The organism is Tabrizicola sp. (assembly GCF_034366665.1).
Taxonomy (GTDB): domain Bacteria; phylum Pseudomonadota; class Alphaproteobacteria; order Rhodobacterales; family Rhodobacteraceae; genus Tabrizicola.
The window spans coordinates 42477-60312 of sequence record NZ_JAXMMF010000062.1; the positions used below are offsets into that span (position 1 = coordinate 42477).

The window sequence follows — 17836 nt, forward strand, 5'->3', positions numbered from 1 at the left end:
CTGGGGCGCCCTGTCCGTCTGTCTGGCAATCCGCTCAGGCCTTGTGGCCGGCGTCCAGGTTGATCACCGTCAGGACCATGGCGCGCAGGATCATGTGGCCGATCACCGGCAGCACCGCCCAGAACAGCAGCCACTGTGACGGCTCGACGATGCGGATCATGGTTTCGTTCAGCATCAGGAAGGTGAAGTTGTAGACCACCATCATCTTGGTCAGGTTCGGCAGGTGCGCACGCATTTCCTCATGCGGCCAGAAGCTTGCAGCGGTCGCGGTGCGGCCGTTCAGCACGTCCTGCAGGAAGATCCCGGCGATCACCACGTAGAACAGGCTTTGCATGCGCTGGCACCACAAGGGATCATCCACCAGCGCCAGAACGGCCAGCGGCAACCCGGCGAACAGCAGCGCGAAGACGACCGCCTGGGTCGGGGAGTAGCGGGTCAGCATCCGCTTGACCATGCCCTCGAACCCCATCCCGATCTTGACTGCCAGCGCCGCGAGGAAGGCCGTCGCGAAAGCCTGGCCATGATGATCCGGCCCCAGCAGCACCGACAGAAGCGGATACCCGATCAGCAGCACCGCGCCCGGCAGATACAGCGCCCGCGACAGCGGCGGCAGATCCTGGAACAGGCTGAGAAAGAGGCGGACGAGATCAAGTGGCGAGCGGTACATGGCAGGACCCTTCTTTGGTGTCCTCAAGCTAGCCACGCATCAAGGCAGACCTGCGGCAGAAGCCGGTCTCCAAGGGGGCATTCCCCCCCGCGCCGTCACTCTTTCTCGGCCTCCGGGTCGATCATGTAGCGCTGCAGCGCCATGAAGTTTCCCATCAGAAACAGAAACAATGCCGCGGGCATCGCAAAGGTCTCCAGCTTGACCCAAAGCTCGGTCGACTGGGTGCGCCAGATGATTTCATTGGCCACGGCCAGGGCCGCGAACATCACCGCCAGCCGGCGGGTCAGGATCATCCAACCCTCTGGCTTCATGGGCAAAGCCTCGGCCATTACCCATTGCAGCAGGCTTGTTCCGCGCACCAGGCCGATCCCAAGGATCACCGCGAAAGTGCCGTAGACGATGGTCGTCTTCATCTTGAAGAACCGCTCGTCGTTGAACCAGGCGGTCAACCCGCCGAAAAAGATCACCATCACAGCCACGAATATCTGCATCCGGCTGATCGTTCCCGTCAACAACCACAGCGTCAGGGTCGAGGCGAGCAAAAGTGGCACCAGGATCAGGGCTGCCACAATGAAGCCAGAATATTCGGTCCCCGCGAAGCTGTAGCTGTCATCCTTGATCCGCATGTAGACCAGGAAGAACAGAATCGTCGGCCCCAGCTCCAGCGCCTGCTTCAGTATCGGGTTGATCTTCCGCTCGGCCATTATCCCGCCCATTCCATGATCACTGCGCCAATGGCGATCAACGCCATCAGACCTGCCCTGACGGGCCCCACCTTCTCGCCCAGAACCAGCCAGCCGATCAAGGCGGCAAATACGGTCGAGGTCTCGCGCAGGACCGCCGCCTCGCCGACCTTGTCCAGCCGTGTGGCCAGCATGATCGAGCCGAAGCTGAAATAGGCGACGAAAGCGCCCAGGACACCCCGCTTCATCAGGGGGACGATCTCGGTGGCGGGAAGCTGCCGCCAGCGGCGCTGCGTGACCAGCGGGATGAAGATGCCATCCAGCAGGAAGAACCAGGCCAGAAAGGTGAACGGGTCCGCCGTCGCGCGGATGCCGTAAGCGTCATAGGTGGTGTAGACTGCGACCATCGCCCCCGTGGCCACGGCCAGCCAAAGTGCGGGGACCATCGTCGCCCGGTCCACCGTGACATGGGTCAGGTTCCAGGCCGCCAGCCCCAGGATTCCGCCGACCAGCAGCGCCAGCCCCGCCCATTGGCCGGGCGCAAAGGTCTCGCCAAAGACGATCCCAGCGCCGATGACCGTGAAGAACGGCCCCGTCCCGCGCACCACGGGGTAGACCACAGTGAAGGCCCCCCGCGTGTAGGTCATCGCCTGCAGCACCTTGTAGACGATGTGGATCAGCACGGCCCCCGCGAAGATCGGCCACATGTGGGGTTCCGGCCAGGGGACCACGAACAGCGCGAAGGGCAGCGCGATCACCCCGTAGCTGATATCGATGGCGGCGCGCGAAAGCCAGGGATCATGCCGCCCCTTCTGCAACGCCCCGAACAGCGCATGCAGCACAGCCGCCAAGAGCGCGAGCGCCAAGGCCACGTCATGCCCCGCAGGCGTCCCCTCGATCGAGCGAAGATATTCGGTCAAGGGGCCAGCCCAGGCTGCCAGTCCAGCATGACCTCTGCCCCGGCGAACAGCCTCGCCAGCGCCTCGGGGCCTAGCGGGTCGCCCGACAGCGCCGCGATCCCGACCTCGGCCATCCCGATCCCCTCGGGCGAGCGGAACTCCAGCACCAGCCGCCCCCGCCCCTGCGGCAAGGCGTCAATCACCGCCTCCAGCCGGTCCAGCCCATCGCCCGGGAACAGCGACACCGGCAGGTTCCCTGCCAGTTGGCGCAAGGCCAGCCGCGCGGCGCCTACCCAGGCTTCGCCCGTTGCCCCGTCCACCAGATCTTCCCCCCAGGCCTGCATCACTGGCTGCAGAAACTTGCCGTCATTGCGCCAGTCGATCCGCGCAAAGGTCAGCCGACCGGCCAGAAGCGACCCCGCCGCAAACCCCGCCCCGCCGATGTCCACCTCGACCTTGACCTCGGTCCCGCCCGTCAGGCGCAGCCGCGCGTCCCGCAGCGCCAGCCCCTCCGGCCCGACGCGCACCGTGGCCGTCACCTCTGCCGTCTGCAGCCGCAACGTCTCACGCAAGACCGGGTCCAGGTAGCTCTGCGGCAGGCCCGGGGCCACCCGCAGACCGCTCGCCTCCAGCACAAGCGCCACGAGCACACTGTCGACCCATTCGCCCTTCAGCCGCAGTCGTTCCACCGCCAGGTCCGGCGGGCCCTGGGCCTTCAGAACCCCCCGGTCGAAGACGCACCACCCGTCCTCGGGCCCCGCCGGAGGGGCCGTCACCGCAAAGCCCGTCAGCCCCGCCAGCACCACCGCAAGCCTTCGACACTCCGCAGGCTCTGCCGCGACCGGACCGGCCAGCGCAATCACCAGCGCGCAGCCAATGCTAGGGCGCATCCGTGTGCGTCCAACCGACATCAACCGTCACGCCCTGAAGAAGCGGGGCCGCCTCGGCCACTGTCCCAGGCACACCCGTCATGGCGTAGCCCCCCAGCCGCGCCGGGCCAAGGCCCGCCTCGGCCCGCAGGCCCAGGGTCAGAGTGCCCGACGGGTTCGGCAACTCGGCCACCAGCGCCCGCAGGGCGGCCTTGCTGTCTGCCGAAAAGCTGCCCTCGGCCAAGTCACCCACCCCCGCCAGCAGGTCGGCCCGGATCGCCTCGGCCGCTGCGTCCATGTCACCTTCGACCGGCAGCAGCATCGGTGCCAGCGCCGACAGGGCATACCCTTCGAAGAGCCCATGCGTGGTGACCGCCAGGTCCGCCTCGGTCAGCGCAAAGCTGGTCAGGGACATCTGCATCGCCCCGGTCGAGGACAGGTCCACCCCCCGCACCAGCGCCGAGACCTCGATCAGGTTCTCCCCCGGGAAGTCGATGCTCAGCCCTTCCAGCCGCAGCACCCGTGCCTTGGCGTCCCAAGACAGGGCCGCATCGGCATTGATCGCGTTCGGGCGGGATTGCGCGGCGAAAAGCCAGTCCATTTGCGGGTCGCCGGTCTGCACGACCAGACGCAACCCCTCGACCGCGATCTCAAGCCCCTCGGGCAGGGTCGAGCCATCGACCAGCCAGCCCAGCGCCGAACCGCGGACGCGCAGCAGGTCCAGGTGCCAATCCGGCAGATACTGCCCGTCAAGGTCCAGGATCGCGCCCTGAACGACGCACCAGTCCCCGTCCTGCCGCACGGTGCCGCTGACCGTTCCAAAGGCCGTCAGCCCGGCCGAGACCTTGGTCCAGGCCGTTGCACAGAAGCTTTCCGCCCCCGCCGGCGAAGCCAGCAGCAGCGCGACAACGCCCGCCCGGATCATGCCTCGGCCCCGACCAGCGCGCGGGCGAACTCTTCGGGGTCAAAGGGGGCAAGGTCGTCGATCTGCTCGCCCACGCCGATGGCATGGATCGGCAGCCCGAACTTGTCGGCCAAGGCGACCAGCACGCCGCCCTTGGCCGTCCCGTCCAGCTTGGTCATCACCAGGCCCGACACATCGGCGATCTTGCGGAAGATGTCGACCTGCGCCACCGCGTTCTGGCCGGTCGTCGCGTCCAGCACCAACAAGGTGTTGTGTGGCGCCGTGGGGTCGACCTTGCGAATGACGCGGACGATCTTGGCAAGTTCCTCCATCAGGTCCTGCCGGTTCTGCAGCCGCCCCGCCGTGTCGATCATCAGCAGGTCCGCGCCATCCGCCCGCGCCTTGGTCAGCGCGTCGAACGCCAGCGACGCCGGGTCCGAGCCTTCGGGAGCGGTCAGCACCGGCACCCCCGCGCGCTGGCCCCAGATCTGCAACTGCTCCACCGCCGCCGCGCGGAACGTGTCGCCCGCCGCGATCACCACTGTCTTGCCCGCCGCCTTGAACTGACTGGCCAGCTTGCCGATCGTCGTGGTCTTGCCCGATCCGTTCACGCCCACCACCAGCACGACCTGAGGCTTCTGCGGGTACAAGGGCATCGGCCGCGCCACCGGCTCCATGATCCGCGCCACTTCGGCCGCAAGCGCTGCGCGCAATTCCCGCGTGGAAATCTTCCGCCCGAACCGCCCCTCGGCGATGTTCGCCGTCACCCGCACCGCCGTATCGACGCCCATGTCGGCTTGGATCAGCAGCTCCTCCAGGCTTTCCAGCATCGCATCGTCCAGCACGCGCCGGGGCTCCTCGACCGCCACCCGCCCGAAGAGCCGCCCCAGAAGGCCGGGCTTGGGTGGTTCGGGTGTGGGTTCTGGGACAAGCTCGGGGGTGCGGGCGACGGGGTGTCCGGGGGCCACCGCCATCCTTGCCTGCTCGACCGGCGCCGGGTCTTCAGGCATCGGCAGATCGGGTTCGGGCGCGACCGGTTCAGGAAATTCGGGCAGGTCAGGTTCCGGCAATTCCGGGGCCAGTGGCTCGGGCAACTCCGGCACGGATGGCGGTATTTCCCGCGTGGGGTCCTTCGGCCCTTCGGCTCCTTCGGCCACCAGCGCGTCCAGCCCCTCGCCGATCTTGTCCGAGGACCGGAACATCCGTTCCTTGAGCTTCTTGAAGAACGACATGGGCGGCACCCCCGGGCTGTTTCCTTTCACCTAGTCCCTTTGGCGGGTCATTGGAAGGCCGTGAAACCCCAGGGCAGGCTCCTCGTGCGACTTCGTCTTCTCGTCGCAAGGTCCCCACGGCGCGGGGTGCAACGACCATCTTGAGGGGTGAAGCCCGCCGTTCCTGCAGACCGCCGGCCTGATCGCCGTCACGCCCGGCGAAGCGGCGTCCAAGGCAAGGCACTTTCGGTCACGGCCACCAGCCATGCCGCCGAAGCAGCCCCGACCGCCCCGGAGTGGCAGCCTGCCGCTTGGTGCACCCGGCGTCATCCTCGTTCGAATTCAGCACGGTCTTGCTGAAGCCTTCCAAACCCCACGCGATTTCAGACGTGCGGCCCGGATGCCCTTGCCGCCCGATCCGCCGGGTTAGGGGCCGCGGCCTCATCCAGTTTATCGCAGGCGTGACGGTCCGCTTGCACCGATCCCGCGCGCGGCATCCTCCCCCATGACCAGATCGCCTTGGACCCAGGCGGCCCGCCCGGACTTTCACGCGCCCAACCCGCTTTCCAGCCCGCAGGCAAGGTCCCTGCACTGGCCCAACGAAGCCGCCAGCGACATCATTGCAGTTGCGCCCGCCAGCGTTTCGCCCAATTTGTCGGGCAGCATGGACCCATGCCCTGACCGCCCCCTGACCGGACCGCCCGATGCAACCCCGTCCTCTGCCCCTTTCGGCTTTTGCGCTGGCAACCCTCTTGCCGCTGCCGCTTGTCGCCCTTGGCATGGTGCAAGGTGGGCTGTGGCTGTGGCTGGCCTTCCTTTACATGGGGGTCCTGACGCTGGTTCTTGACCAGTTGCTTCCCCTGACCTCGGGCACCGCGGAAGATGCCGAGTTTCCCGGGGCCAACCTGCTTCTGGTCCTCGTCGGCCTCGGCGCGCTGGGTCTTCTACCCCTTGCCACCTGGGCCATCGCGGGGCACAGCACGGGGGACGGCACCCTTGATACGGGCGAAAAGGTGCTGCTCTTCTTCGCCGCAGGCTTCTGGCTTGGCCAGGTCGCCCACCCCGCCGCGCATGAGCTGATCCACCGCCCCGGGCGCGGCCTTTTCCGTCTGGGAGCCGCCTTTTACGCCGCGATCCTGTTCGGCCAGCACGCCAGTGCGCATCGCCTGGTCCACCATCGCCATGTCGCGACCCGCGACGATCCCAACTCGGCGCGCGAGGGGGAAAGCTTCTACCGTTTCGCGCGCCGCGCCTGGATCGGCAGCTTTCGCGAAGGTGCCCGCGCCGAGACCGCGCTTCGGGCCGATCGCCCCGGCCTGCACCCCTATGCGCTGTATCTGACCGGCAGTGCCGCGGCCCTGCTGCTTGCCGCGCTCATCGCTGGGCTGCCGGGGGTGCTTGTCTGGACCGGCCTTGCCCTGCACGCCCAAAGCCAGATCCTTCTGTCCGACTACGTCCAGCACTATGGCCTGACCCGCGCCCGGCTGCCCGGCGGAAAGCTGGAACCGGTCGGCCTTGGCCATAGCTGGAACACCGCACACTGGTTCAGCGCAGCCCTGATGCTGAACGCGCCCCGCCATTCCGACCACCACGTCCACCCCTTGCGCCCCTTCCCCGCCCTGCGCCTGACCGAGGACGCCCCCCGCCTGCCCTGGCCCTTGCCGCTTGCCTGCATGCTGGCCCTCGCCCCGCGCCTTTGGCGTCGCGCATTGGCGCCGCACCTTGCGCGCCTGCGGAATTCCCCACCCGGCAAGAGCACGACGGACACGGCGGCTTGACTGGCCAACCCGATCGCTCTCTGGCACTCTCCCCTCGATCCAAACGGAGCCCCGGATGCGTACCCTTGTCCTGTCGCTGATCCTGTCCTCGACCCCGGCCTTCGCCGAGACCCCGCTGAACGCCGAAGAATTCGACGCGGCCACCCGTGGCGACACCATCACCTATGACTACGGGGGCGGCCTTTTCGGCACCGAGGAATACCTTGACGACCGCCGCGTCCGCTGGGCCTTCGAAGGCGACCTCTGCATCTACGGCGTCTGGTATCAGAAGAACGACGAGATCTGCTTTGAATACGAGAACGAACCCGGCGCGGCCTGCTGGCTGTATTTCCTGGAAGATGGCAAGATCCGTGGCCGCTACATGGGCGAAGGCGGCGGCTGGGAAATCCTGGAGACGTCCCGCGATGGCGGCCCCCTGCCCTGCGCCGGGCCGGACGTCGGTGTCTGATGGGGGGGCGTCTGATGGGGGGCGTCTGATGCGGGAGTGTCTGATGCGGGAGTGTCTGATGCGGGCCTTGCTCCTGGTCTGCGCTCTGGCCAGCCCGGCCCTGGCCTTGTCCCCGATGACGGCAGAGGAGTTCGAGGCCCACGTTACGGGCAAGACGCTGGACTATTCGCTTGACGGAGCGGTCTATGGCCGCGAGGCCTACCTTCCCGGCCGCAAGGTCCACTGGGCCAGGACCGGGGGCGACTGCAAGACCGGGACATGGTATCCCGAGGGCCGACAGATCTGCTTTCTCTACACGGACGATCCCGCCCCGAAGTGCTGGAGCCTCTGGCCCGACGGCACAGGCCTTGCCGGGCGGTTCGCCACAGACAGCCTCACCACGTCATTCCACCTTGCGCGCGAGGCCGCCGAGCCCCTGGTCTGCCCCGGTCCGGACCTGGGGTCGTAGGCGATGCGCAAGGTCGCCCTCCTTGTCCTTCTGGCCGGCCCTGCGCTTGCCGAAACCCCGCTGAGCGCAAGCGTCTTTGCCGCCCATGTCGGGACCGACACCGTCACCTACACCTACAGCACTGGCGCCCGCGGCACGGCGGATTACGGGCCGGACGGCACGCTTCGCTGGGCCTTCGAGGGTGAGCCCTGCTTTGAGGGTAAGTGGTTCGCCCGGGCTGACGAAATCTGCTTTGCCTACACGGACGGTCGACTGTCGGCCTGCTGGCATTTCTTCCTTGACGGCGAAGGCCTGCGCGGGACCGCAACCGAACTGGCTTCGGGCAAGGCCCAACCGCTGGAAATCCGGGAATCCGCCCGCAGGTCCGACCCCTTGGACTGCCATGCCCCGCAGGTCGGGGTCTGACATGCCCCGCTTCACCCCAGTGCAGACCGAACGTCCGGTGACAGCCGACCGGATCAGGACCCGGGCCACCAGAAGCCCGCTGGAGGGGTCTTCCCTTGGCAACGTCTTTCGTCGCCCGCAAGGGCTTTGCAGTCTTTCCGTCCATGCGGCGTGCACTTCAAAGGTAGGCACGCCCGGTCGCTGTCCTGCCAGCTGGCACGGTCCTGCCGCTGCTGGACCCGCCCCAAAGGCCCGGCAGATCACACCCCCCGGCGTTCCGGACGCCCGCACCCCCACGGACACCTTGCGGATACGCCCGCGCCAAGGTCGAACAACGACCGGCGCCCACCCCGTCCCCCTTGCAGGAGCCTGATCGATGCGCCCCCTTGCCCTTGCCCTCCTCCTTGCCACCCCGGCGCTTGGTGACACTCCGATCACCGCCGACGCGTTTCAGGCGCATGTCACCGGCAAGACCATCACTTACAGCCAGTTCGGAAGCCCCTTCGGCACCGAGGAATACCTGCCCGACCGCCGCGTCCGCTGGTCGACGGCGCCCGACCAGTGCCAGTACGGAACCTGGTATCCGCAAGACGACGATATCTGCTTCGTCTACGACTACGACCCTGTCCCGCACTGCTGGACCTTCTGGCTGAAGGACGGCGCACTGGTCGCGCTTTCCACCGACAACCTGCCCGGCACCGAGCTTTACGAGGTCGCATCCACCGACCAGCCTCTGCCCTGTCCGGGTCCCGAGGTCGGTGTCTGATGCCTGCCCGTGACCCGTCGGCAGGTTTGGCCAGATGGACCAGCGACGCCAAAGCGTCGCTCGGGGCCAGATCGCTGAAACCCGGTTTCAGACCCGCAAGGACGTCAAGGACGACCTGCGGTGACCGGGCCGATGACCTCCACCGGTTGGGGCTGTCTGCATGACCCATGAAATTGCTTTCCATCCCCGCAGCCGGGCCACGGGTCATCGTTGTGTCGATTGGGGCTTGGGAAAGACCGTCGCCGACTTTCGGGACCGGTTCACCCGCCGAAGGACTGGCACTTACCTTGGCACTCACCCTGGCCCAAAGGCCGTGACCCTGCCGCCGGGGGGCCGCAGACTGATGCGCCGTGCCGTCGTCGCCATCCCCACCCCTGCCCTCGCCGTCACTTTGGCGCTGCTCCTCGCGGCCCCGGCCCCTGCCCAGCCGATGACCCCGGACGAGTTCGCGGCCTTCGCCACGGGCCGCACACTTGACTATGCCGTCGATGGCAAGGTCCTGGGATCCGAGGCCTATTTCCCCGATCGCAGTGTCCGCGATGCCGACACCAGCGGGCCATGCCGGGCCGGGGTCTGGTATCCCGACGGCCCGGCCGTGTGCTTCGTCTACGACGGCAGCGACCAGCGCCACTGCTGGCTATACTGGCGCGAGCATGACAAGGTCCTGGCCAAACCCCGCCTCGCCGGTCCCGATGACCCCGCCCAGACCGTCACCCCCTCTGCCAACCCGCTTTCCTGTGCCCCCGAGGTGGGCGTCTGACATGCGCGCAACCCTCCTTGCCCTTCTGCTTGCCACCCCGGCGCTCGCCGAGGCCCCCCTTTCCGCCGAGGACTTCGATGCCCTCACCCAGGGCCGCACCATGACCTGGGCCGAGTTCGGCCAGGTCTACGGGGTCGAGCAATACCTGCCCGACCGCCGGGTCCGCTGGACCGTGCTGGGCGACGACTGCAAGCTGGGCCACTGGTATCCCGAGGGTGCGATGATCTGCTTTCAGTACGAGGATGACCCCGACCCCGATTGCTGGACGATCACCAGATCCGGTTCGGACCTGCACGCCCGCTATGCCGGCACGGCTGCGAACTCGGCCCCCGTCGTGGTCGCCGAGACCACCGAGCCCCTGGCCTGTTTCGGACCCGAGGTTGGCGCATGATGCTCCGTTTCGCGCTTGCCTTTGCCGTCCTGCCCAGCGCCGTCATGGCCCAGGCAGACCCGCCGCTGTCTGCAAGTGACTTCGAAGCCTTCGTCCAGGGCCGCACCTTCGACACCCATGACCAGACCGGCCGCTACGGGGTCGAGACCTTCCTGCCCGGCCGCCGCGCGATCTGGCGTGATGCGGAACAATGCCTGGAAGGCACCTGGCGGCCACAGGGCGACCAGATCTGCTTTGACTACCAGGGCGATCCGACGCCCTATTGCTGGACCTACCACGACCGCGGCGACTGGCTGATGGCCTGGCTTGACGGCGACCGCGGGACCGACCCGATCCTGCTCTACCCCGCCGACGAAGTGGTCACCTGCGAGGGCTACTTCGGCGTGTGACCGGTGCCCCAAGGACCCAAATTTCTTAAGCAAGAAATTTGCCAAATTCCTTCCTCAAGGAATTTGCGCACACCAGGTCCGGCCGTGGCCCCCGGTTAAGGAATCGTGAAGGCCCACAGGCAAGCCATTGAAAGATCATGGCCTGCGACCCTGCCCACTCGTGGACACCGCGGTCAGAACAGGCTTCCCTGCCCGCTTTCCCCGTCGCCCCGCGCCTTCTTCCCCGCCCGGCCGCCCACCACTAGCCGCCCATCCTGAAACTCGATCTCCAGACTCGCCGCCTTCTCGGCCCCGGCCTTCGAGGTGACCACCGCCCCGTCGCCCCGCACGACCGCGTAGCCCCGCTTCAGGGTCTCGGCATAGCCCAGCGTGGTGCGGGTCCGGTCCAGGGCCTCCAGCCGGTCGGCCAGCCGGGCAAGCGTTTGCCGCGGTGCCGCCTCCAGCCGGTCGGCCAGCCGGGTCAGGTCGCGCCGGCCGTCGCCGACCTTCCGTGCCGCCTCGGCCAGCATGCGTGCCAGCGCCGGGGCCAGCCGCGCCGCAAGGGCCTCCAGACGCTCGCCCCGCCTCTCCAGCCGCAGAAGGATCGCGCGGGCCAGCCGTTCCTCCCGCGCGCCCAGCAGGTCCTTCTGCCGTGCCACCAGCCCACGCAGGGCCTGCGGCTGCAACCGTCCCGCCAGCCGGTCGAACTCGCGGTGCTTCCTGGCCACCGCCAGCCCAAGGCCCGACCCCAGCCGCATGCCCGCCGCATCCAGCCGCTGCCGGGGCGTGGCGACCAGCGTCTCGACCCGCGGCAAAGCCCGGCCAAGGTCGCGCAGCCGCTGCCGCCGCTGGACCACGCCCTGCCCGATCCCGCGGGTCAGCCGCGCGCCCAGCGCCTCCAGTGTTGCCAGAAGCTCCAGCCGCACCGGCACAGCCAGTTCCGCCGCCGCCGTGGGAGTCGGCGCGCGAAGGTCCGAGGCATAGTCGATCAGCGTGGTATCCGTCTCGTGCCCCACAGCCGAGATCAACGGGATCGCCGACCCCGCCGCAGCCCGCACGACCACTTCCTCGTTGAAGCCCCAAAGGTCCTCGAGCGACCCGCCGCCCCGCGCGACGATCAGCACATCGGGGCGCGGGATCGGCCCACCCTCGGGCAGCGCGTTGAACCCCCGGATCGCCGCGGCCACCTGCGCCGCACAGTCCTGCCCCTGCACTGCCACCGGCCAGATCAGCACATGACGCGGGAAGCGGTCGCGAAGGCGGTGCAGGATGTCCCGGATCACCGCGCCAGAGGGCGAGGTCACCACCCCGATCACCTTCGGCAGATAGGGGATCGGCTTCTTCCGCGCGGGGTCGAACAGCCCCTCGGCCCCCAGCGCGGCCTTCCGCTTTTCCAGCATCGCCATCAGCGCGCCTGCGCCTGCGGGGGCGACGTCATCGACGATCAGCTGATACTTCGACTGGCCGGGGAAGGTGGTCATCCGCCCCGTGGCCACGACCTCCATCCCCTCTTCGGGCCGCACCTGCATCCGCGCGACCTGGCCCTTCCAGCTGATCGCCGCAATGACGCTGCGGTCATCCTTCAGGTCGAAGTAAAGATGCCCCGAGGCCGGACGGCTGACCCGCCCCACTTCGCCCCGGACCCGCACCAGCCCGAACTCGCCCTCGATCACGCGCTTCACCGCGCCCGAAAGCTCGGACACGGTGTATTCGGGCTGGTTGCCGGAGGGCCGGGGACCGTCGTCTTCGAAAAGCTCGCTCATGCCCCCTTGATGCCCGATCCCGGCGCGAAGATGAAGCGCCGGAATCGGGTTGGCGTCACGCCGCCGCGCGCTGGTGGGTGCCTTCGGCGATTTCTTCGACCAGCTTGGCGCAGAAGGCAGGCAGATCCTCAGGCTTGCGGCTGGTGACAAGACCCTGGTCCGTCACCACCTCGGCGTCGATCCAGTCGGCCCCGGCGTTCTTGACGTCGGTCTTGATCGACCCGTAGGACGTCATCCGGCGACCGTCGGCGATGCCCGCTTCGATCAAAAGCCAGGGGGCGTGGCAGATCGCGCCGATCACCTTGCCGGCCGTCCAGAACGACCGGATGAAGGCAATCGCCTCGGGTTCGGCGCGCAAGAGGTCAGGGTTCATCTGGCCGCCCGGCAGGACCAGCGCGTCGTAGGCCGAGGCATCGACTTCCGACAGGACCGCATCGACCGGCACCGCGTTGCCCCAGTCCTTGCCCTGCCAGCCCTTGATCTCGCCCGCTTCGGGCGCGATGACATGAACCTCGGCCCCGGCGGCGCGAAGTTCCTCCAGCGGCACCTCAAGTTCGGATTGTTCGAACCCGTGAGTCGAGAGAATGGCAATGCGTTTGCCCTGAATGCTTTGCATGGGATGTTCCTGTTGCAAGGGAGTGTCCCGCAGCCAACGTCAAACCTGCGGCCGGGTTCCGCTGGCACAAAGACGCGGCGTTGCGTCGGCGCTTAGTCGCCCCCGCCGTCGGCATCCGGGCCGTCAGCGCCAGGGCCGGGTCCGCGGTCCGGGGCCGGGCCATGCGTCCGGCGATACAGCGCATAGCTTCCCAGGATCACCGCTCCGCCCAGCGCGGCCAGCCACACGCGAGAGGTCGCCAGCCCGTAGATCACCAGCCCAAGCCCCGCCACCTCCAGCCCCCGCACCAAGACCGAGGGCCGGGGCTTGCGCGCTGCGCCTGACGAACTCTCCTGTCCGATCCCAAGGCCTGCGTCCGGGTCCATGCTTGCCTCCCTGCACGGCTGACCCTATGACGCAGGCAACAGATTTCCAAGCGGGGGCGCGGCCATGAACATCCTGATCCTGGGTTCCGGTGGTCGCGAACATGCCCTGGCCTGGGCGGTGAAGCAGAACCCCAAATGCGACCGGCTGATCGTGGCCCCCGGCAATGCGGGCATCGCCATGCTGGCCGAGGTGGCCTCCATCGACATCCTTGACGGGGCTGCGGTGGTCACCTTCTGCGAGGAGAACGCCATCGACTTCGTGATCGTCGGCCCCGAGGCCCCCTTGGCCGCCGGGGTCGCCGACGCCTGCCGGGAAGCGGGCCTTCTGACCTTTGGCCCCTCTGCCGCCGCGGCAAGGCTGGAGGCGTCGAAGGCCTTCACCAAGGAAATCTGCGACGCCTGCGCCGCGCCCACCGCCGCTTACGCCCGCTTCACCGAAGCCGCCCCGGCCCGCGCCCATATCCGCGCCCAGGGTGCGCCCATCGTCGTCAAGGCGGATGGCCTGGCCGCTGGCAAGGGCGTCATCGTCGCCATGACCGAGGCCGAAGCCCTTGCCGCCATCGACGACATGTTCGGCGGCGAGTTCGGCGCGGCAGGTGCGGAAGTGGTGATCGAGGAATTCATGACGGGGGAAGAGGCCAGCTTCTTCATCCTGACCGATGGCACCCACGCCCTGCCCATCGGCACCGCCCAGGACCACAAGCGCGTCGGCGACGGCGACACCGGCCCGAACACCGGCGGCATGGGGGCCTATTCGCCCGCCCCGGTCCTGACCGATGCGTTGCAGCAGCAGGCGATGGACCAGATCGTCCTGCCCACCATCCGCGAAATGGCCCGGCGCGGCACGCCCTATCAGGGGGTCCTCTATGCCGGGCTCATGATCGAAAACGGCAAAGCGCGCCTTGTCGAATACAACGCCCGCTTCGGCGACCCGGAATGTCAGGTGCTGATGATGCGGCTTGGCGCGCAAGCGCTGGACCTTCTTCTGGCCACCGCCGAGGCGCGACTGGATCAGGTCCGGGTCAACTGGGCCGACGACCACGCCCTGACCGTGGTCATGGCCGCGCAGGGCTATCCCGGCGGCTACCTCAAGGGCAGCCAGATCCGGGGCCTGGAGGAGTTGCCCGAAGACAGCCGTCACATGGTCTTCCATGCCGGAACCGCCCAGCGCGATGCCCAGATCGTCGCCACGGGGGGCCGCGTGCTGAACGTCACTGCACGGGCCAGCACGCTGCGCGAGGCCCGCGACGCCGCCTATGCGCTGGTCGACCGCATCGACTGGCCGGGTGGCTTCTGCCGGTCCGACATCGGCTGGCGCGCCTTGAAATGATCCTCCGCGACAAGCCGGGCATCCTTGCACTTCTCTTTGCCGTCCGCGGCTCGGTCCTGCCGCACATCGCGCCGCAACTCCTGTTTGTCGCCCTCTTCTCCTCGGCCATCGTCGCCATCGACCGCCATGTCCTGACCCTGCCCCATGTCCAGGCCGCCCCCCTCGCCGTCTTCGGCGTCGCGCTGTCGCTGTTCCTCGGCTTTCGCAACAACGCCGCCTATGACCGCTGGTGGGAGGCGCGGCGGCTTTGGGGTGGCCTCCTCGCCGACGCCCGGAGCATCGCCCGTGAGGCGGAGTTGTTCCTGTCCGACCCGCAGGACCGCCGCACACTCCTGACCGCGATGCGCGCCTTTTTGCACCAGCACCGCTGCGCCCTGCGCGGCCTGCCGAACGACGCAGCCGCGCTTCGCGACGCCCCCGCCTCACCAACCCCCGACGCGACGCTGGACGCGATGGGCGCGCACCTTGCAAAGGTCCTGCGTCACGGCCGCATGGACGGCTTCGGCGCGCGCACCCTCTCCACCCGCCTGTCGGGCATCGCCCTGGCCCAGGCCGGGTGCGAAAGGATCAAGCTGACCCCGCTGCCCTACGTCTATTCCCTGCTGATCTTCCGCACGAGCTGGCTTTACTGCCTCCTCCTCCCCTTCGCCTTGCTGGAGCCGACCGGCTGGCTGACCCCCCTCTTCGCGGTGATCGTCGCCTACACCTTCTTCGGCCTCGCCGAGGTGACCGAGGAACTCGCCCACCCCTTCGGCCTGACCGCCAACGCGCTGCCCCTGGACGCGATCTGCCGCACGGCGGAAATCTCGCTTGCCCCCCATCTGGGTGAGGTTGCGCCTCCGCCGCTACAGCCCGTGGACTACCGGCTGGACTGACGGTGCCGCCCCTTGCGCCCGGTTCCCCCCCCGCATAAGAAGCCCCCGTTTTGAACGCCCAAGGGGGAGGCGCGGATGCCGCTTCTGGTGATGAAATTCGGCGGAACCTCCGTGGCGGACCTCGCCCGGATCGAGAATGCCGCCAAAAAGGTGCAGGCCGAGGTCGAGCGCGGCTATGATGTGATCGTCATCGTCAGCGCGATGTCCGGCAAGACCAACGAGATGGTCGGCTGGGTCGAACAGACCTCCAAGCTGTACGACGCGCGCGAATATGACGCCGTGGTGTCCTCGGGCGAGAATGTGACCGCCGGTCTGATGGCGCTGCGCCTGCAGGAAATGGGCGTCCCGGCGCGCAGCTGGCAAGGCTGGCAGGTGCCGATCAACACGACCAGCGCGCACGGTCAGGCGCGCTTTGTCTCGATCCCGCGCGATAACATCGACGCCAAGTTCGCCGAAGGCTTCAAGGTCATGGTCGTGGCCGGTTTCCAGGGCGTCAGCGCCGAGGGCCGGATCACCACCCTCGGCCGGGGCGGGTCCGACACCACCGCCGTCGCCTTCGCCGCCGCGTTCGGCGCGGAACGCTGCGACATCTACACCGACGTCGATGGCGTCTACACCACTGACCCCCGCATCAGCCCCAAGGCGCGCAAGCTGGACAAGATCGCCTTCGAGGAGATGCTTGAGCTGGCCTCGCTTGGTGCCAAGGTCCTGCAGACGCGGTCCGTCGAACTGGCGATGCGCTACAAGGTCCGCCTGCGGGTGGTGTCGTCTTTTGAGGAGGTCGACGAGACCTCTGGAACCCTGGTCTGCGACGAGGATGAAATCATGGAATCGAAAGTTGTGTCCGGCGTCGCCTATTCCCGCGACGAAGCGAAGATGACCCTTCTGAAGGTCGAAGACCGCCCCGGCGTCGCCGCCGCGATCTTCGGCACGCTGGCCGATGCGGGCGTGAACGTCGACATGATCGTCCAGAACATCAGCGAGCAGGACGACCCGACCGACAAGCGCGCCCATACCGACATGACCTTCAGCCTGCCCACGAACCAGGTCGAGCGTGCGAAGAAGGCCATCGAGGATGCCTCGGCCGAGGGCAAGTTCGTCTACACCACCCTTGTGACCGACAGCGACGTCGCCAAGGTGTCGGTCGTCGGCATCGGCATGCGCAGCCAGGTCGGCGTCGCCGCCCGCATGTTCGCGGCGCTGGCGGCCGAGAACGTGAACATCAAGGTCATCACCACGTCCGAGATCAAGATCAGCGTGCTGATCGACCGCAAGTACATGGAGCTTGCCGTCCAGGCGCTGCACGACACGTTCGAGCTGGACAAGGCCTGATCTCGCAGGTTGGTAGGGTGGGCGGTATCGCCCACCCTACCCCCTCACTCCAATATCCCCAGCAAATCCTGATGGCAGGCGGCGCCCGCCCGGTTGCCTGTCGATGCCGCTTGCGTGGCTGACGGAAAGGGCCGCGCGAGGTCCCCCGCCGCGAAAACGCCCGGCACCGTGGTCCGCTGGTGGTCGTCCACCTGCAGATGCCGGCCCATCGGCGTCTCCACGATCTTGCAGCCCAAAGCCTCGGCCAGGTCCGAGGCCGGTTCCTGCCAGCTCACCAGGTACAGCGCCCGCATCGCGACCCGTTCGCCACCCTCCAGCTCGACCGCGTCGATCGCGCCTTGCATGTGATGGACCCGCACCACTCGCCCGGCCTGCCGCCGCAGGCCCGGACGCGACAGCTGCACCGCCTGATCGGCGGTCATTGCGACACCATTTTCCAAAAGGATCAGATCGTCGGTCCAATCCGACAGGTGCACGGCGTGGTGCATCGGAATCGCCTCCCAGGCCAAGAGGCCGGTTGTGCGATCCGCCAGCTCATAGCCGTGGCAATAGGGGCACTGCGCCACCGTCCGGCCCCAGCAGTCCGCCAGCCCCGGAATATCCGGCAACCGGTCGCGCTGCCCGAAGGCCAGAATCACCCGCGCCGCCCGGATCTCTTCCGCCCCCTCCAGCACGAACGCGCCGACCGAGCCGCGGATCGCCGTCACCCTCCCGGCGACGTGCCGCGCTGTCGAATAGGCCAGCACCTCGGCCAGCCCCTTTTCGCGGATCGCCTCGGGGGCCGCGCCATCCATCCCCAGAAACCCGTGCGAGGCATGGGCAAAGCGGTTCCGCGTCGCCCCCTCGTCGATAATCACCACCCGCCGCCGCGCCCGCGCCAGCATGATCGCCGCCGACACCCCCGCGAAACTGCCCCCCACCACTGCCACATCCGCCTCGATCATCCGTCTGCTCCTGCCAACGCACACCCCAAACCGCA

The 17836-nt window shown here is 67.9% G+C and carries 21 protein-coding genes; 11 read left to right on the forward strand and 10 right to left on the reverse strand.

Annotated features, from left to right (window positions below; all coding sequences use genetic code 11):
• Positions 1-34: 34 nt before the first annotated feature.
• The 6 genes from U1E69_RS08630 to ftsY all read right to left on the reverse strand — a co-directional run bounded on the left by U1E69_RS08630 (position 35) and on the right by ftsY (position 5254).
• Positions 35-667: a hypothetical protein gene (locus tag U1E69_RS08630; RefSeq protein ID WP_322243992.1), complete on the reverse strand. Its 633-nt coding sequence runs from the start codon at positions 665-667 to the stop codon at positions 35-37.
• Positions 668-762: 95 nt separating this feature from the next.
• Positions 763-1371, reverse strand: a complete 609-nt coding sequence (locus U1E69_RS08635) for an inner membrane-spanning protein YciB (protein ID WP_322244030.1) — start codon at positions 1369-1371, stop codon at positions 763-765.
• Positions 1371-2270, reverse strand: a complete 900-nt coding sequence (locus tag U1E69_RS08640) for an EamA family transporter (RefSeq protein WP_322243993.1) — start codon at positions 2268-2270, stop codon at positions 1371-1373. Before U1E69_RS08640 ends, U1E69_RS08635 begins: the two co-directional genes overlap by 1 nt.
• Positions 2267-3139 carry a hypothetical protein gene (locus tag U1E69_RS08645; RefSeq protein ID WP_322243994.1) on the reverse strand — a complete coding sequence of 291 codons (873 nt, stop codon included), beginning with the start codon at positions 3137-3139 and terminating at the stop codon, positions 2267-2269. The genes U1E69_RS08640 and U1E69_RS08645 overlap by 4 nt, the downstream gene beginning before the upstream one ends.
• A complete protein-coding gene (locus tag U1E69_RS08650) occupies positions 3129-4043 on the reverse strand; it encodes a hypothetical protein (protein WP_322243995.1) in 915 nt (304 codons plus the stop codon). Before U1E69_RS08650 ends, U1E69_RS08645 begins: the two co-directional genes overlap by 11 nt.
• Positions 4040-5254, reverse strand: a complete 1215-nt coding sequence (gene ftsY, locus U1E69_RS08655; protein ID WP_322244031.1) for a signal recognition particle-docking protein FtsY — start codon at positions 5252-5254, stop codon at positions 4040-4042. Before ftsY ends, U1E69_RS08650 begins: the two co-directional genes overlap by 4 nt.
• Positions 5255-5937: 683 nt before the next feature.
• Here ftsY and U1E69_RS08660 point away from each other — a divergent pair.
• From U1E69_RS08660 to U1E69_RS08695, 8 genes are all read left to right on the forward strand, one after another.
• Entirely contained in the window at positions 5938-7011 is a 1074-nt protein-coding gene (locus tag U1E69_RS08660; RefSeq protein ID WP_322243996.1) for an alkane 1-monooxygenase, read from the forward strand.
• 55 nt (positions 7012-7066) lie between these two features.
• A complete protein-coding gene (locus tag U1E69_RS08665; RefSeq protein ID WP_322243997.1) occupies positions 7067-7459 on the forward strand; it encodes a hypothetical protein in 393 nt (130 codons plus the stop codon).
• A gap of 58 nt (positions 7460-7517) precedes the next feature.
• The gene (locus U1E69_RS08670; protein WP_322243998.1) at positions 7518-7907 is read left to right on the forward strand and encodes a hypothetical protein; all 390 of its coding nucleotides are present in this window, start codon (positions 7518-7520) and stop codon (positions 7905-7907) included.
• 3 nt (positions 7908-7910) lie between these two features.
• Positions 7911-8312, forward strand: coding sequence for a hypothetical protein (locus U1E69_RS08675; RefSeq protein WP_322243999.1), 402 nt, complete (start codon positions 7911-7913; stop codon positions 8310-8312).
• Between the two features lie 355 nt (positions 8313-8667).
• On the forward strand, positions 8668-9057 hold the full coding sequence (locus U1E69_RS08680; RefSeq protein WP_322244000.1) for a hypothetical protein: 390 nt from the start codon (positions 8668-8670) through the stop codon (positions 9055-9057).
• A gap of 343 nt (positions 9058-9400) precedes the next feature.
• Positions 9401-9817 carry a hypothetical protein gene (locus U1E69_RS08685; RefSeq protein ID WP_322244001.1) on the forward strand — a complete coding sequence of 139 codons (417 nt, stop codon included), beginning with the start codon at positions 9401-9403 and terminating at the stop codon, positions 9815-9817.
• Position 9818: 1 nt separating this feature from the next.
• Complete coding sequence (locus tag U1E69_RS08690; protein ID WP_322244002.1) at positions 9819-10208, forward strand: hypothetical protein; 390 nt, start codon at positions 9819-9821, stop codon at positions 10206-10208.
• Positions 10205-10597 carry a hypothetical protein gene (locus U1E69_RS08695; RefSeq protein ID WP_322244003.1) on the forward strand — a complete coding sequence of 131 codons (393 nt, stop codon included), beginning with the start codon at positions 10205-10207 and terminating at the stop codon, positions 10595-10597. The genes U1E69_RS08690 and U1E69_RS08695 overlap by 4 nt, the downstream gene beginning before the upstream one ends.
• Positions 10598-10770: 173 nt before the next feature.
• On the opposite strand, the gene xseA is transcribed toward U1E69_RS08695, so the two are convergent.
• From xseA to U1E69_RS08710, 3 genes are all read right to left on the reverse strand, one after another.
• A complete protein-coding gene (gene xseA, locus U1E69_RS08700; RefSeq protein ID WP_322244004.1) occupies positions 10771-12339 on the reverse strand; it encodes an exodeoxyribonuclease VII large subunit in 1569 nt (522 codons plus the stop codon).
• A 55-nt stretch (positions 12340-12394) separates the two neighbouring features.
• Positions 12395-12955, reverse strand: a complete 561-nt coding sequence (locus tag U1E69_RS08705; RefSeq protein WP_322244005.1) for a type 1 glutamine amidotransferase domain-containing protein — start codon at positions 12953-12955, stop codon at positions 12395-12397.
• A 92-nt stretch (positions 12956-13047) separates the two neighbouring features.
• Entirely contained in the window at positions 13048-13320 is a 273-nt protein-coding gene (locus tag U1E69_RS08710; protein WP_322244006.1) for a hypothetical protein, read from the reverse strand.
• Between the two features lie 64 nt (positions 13321-13384).
• Between U1E69_RS08710 and purD the strand changes: the two genes are divergently transcribed.
• The 3 genes from purD (at position 13385) to U1E69_RS08725 (ending at position 16857) form a co-directional block, all read left to right on the forward strand.
• Positions 13385-14650 carry a phosphoribosylamine--glycine ligase gene (gene purD, locus U1E69_RS08715; RefSeq protein ID WP_322244007.1) on the forward strand — a complete coding sequence of 422 codons (1266 nt, stop codon included), beginning with the start codon at positions 13385-13387 and terminating at the stop codon, positions 14648-14650.
• Entirely contained in the window at positions 14647-15525 is an 879-nt protein-coding gene (locus U1E69_RS08720; protein ID WP_322244008.1) for a bestrophin family protein, read from the forward strand. Before purD ends, U1E69_RS08720 begins: the two co-directional genes overlap by 4 nt.
• A 75-nt stretch (positions 15526-15600) precedes the next feature.
• Positions 15601-16857: an aspartate kinase gene (locus tag U1E69_RS08725; protein ID WP_322244009.1), complete on the forward strand. Its 1257-nt coding sequence runs from the start codon at positions 15601-15603 to the stop codon at positions 16855-16857.
• Between the two features lie 44 nt (positions 16858-16901).
• Here the strand turns inward: U1E69_RS08725 and U1E69_RS08730 are convergent, their stop codons facing one another.
• On the reverse strand, positions 16902-17801 hold the full coding sequence (locus U1E69_RS08730) for an NAD(P)/FAD-dependent oxidoreductase (protein WP_322244011.1): 900 nt from the start codon (positions 17799-17801) through the stop codon (positions 16902-16904).
• Positions 17802-17836 lie beyond the last annotated feature (35 nt).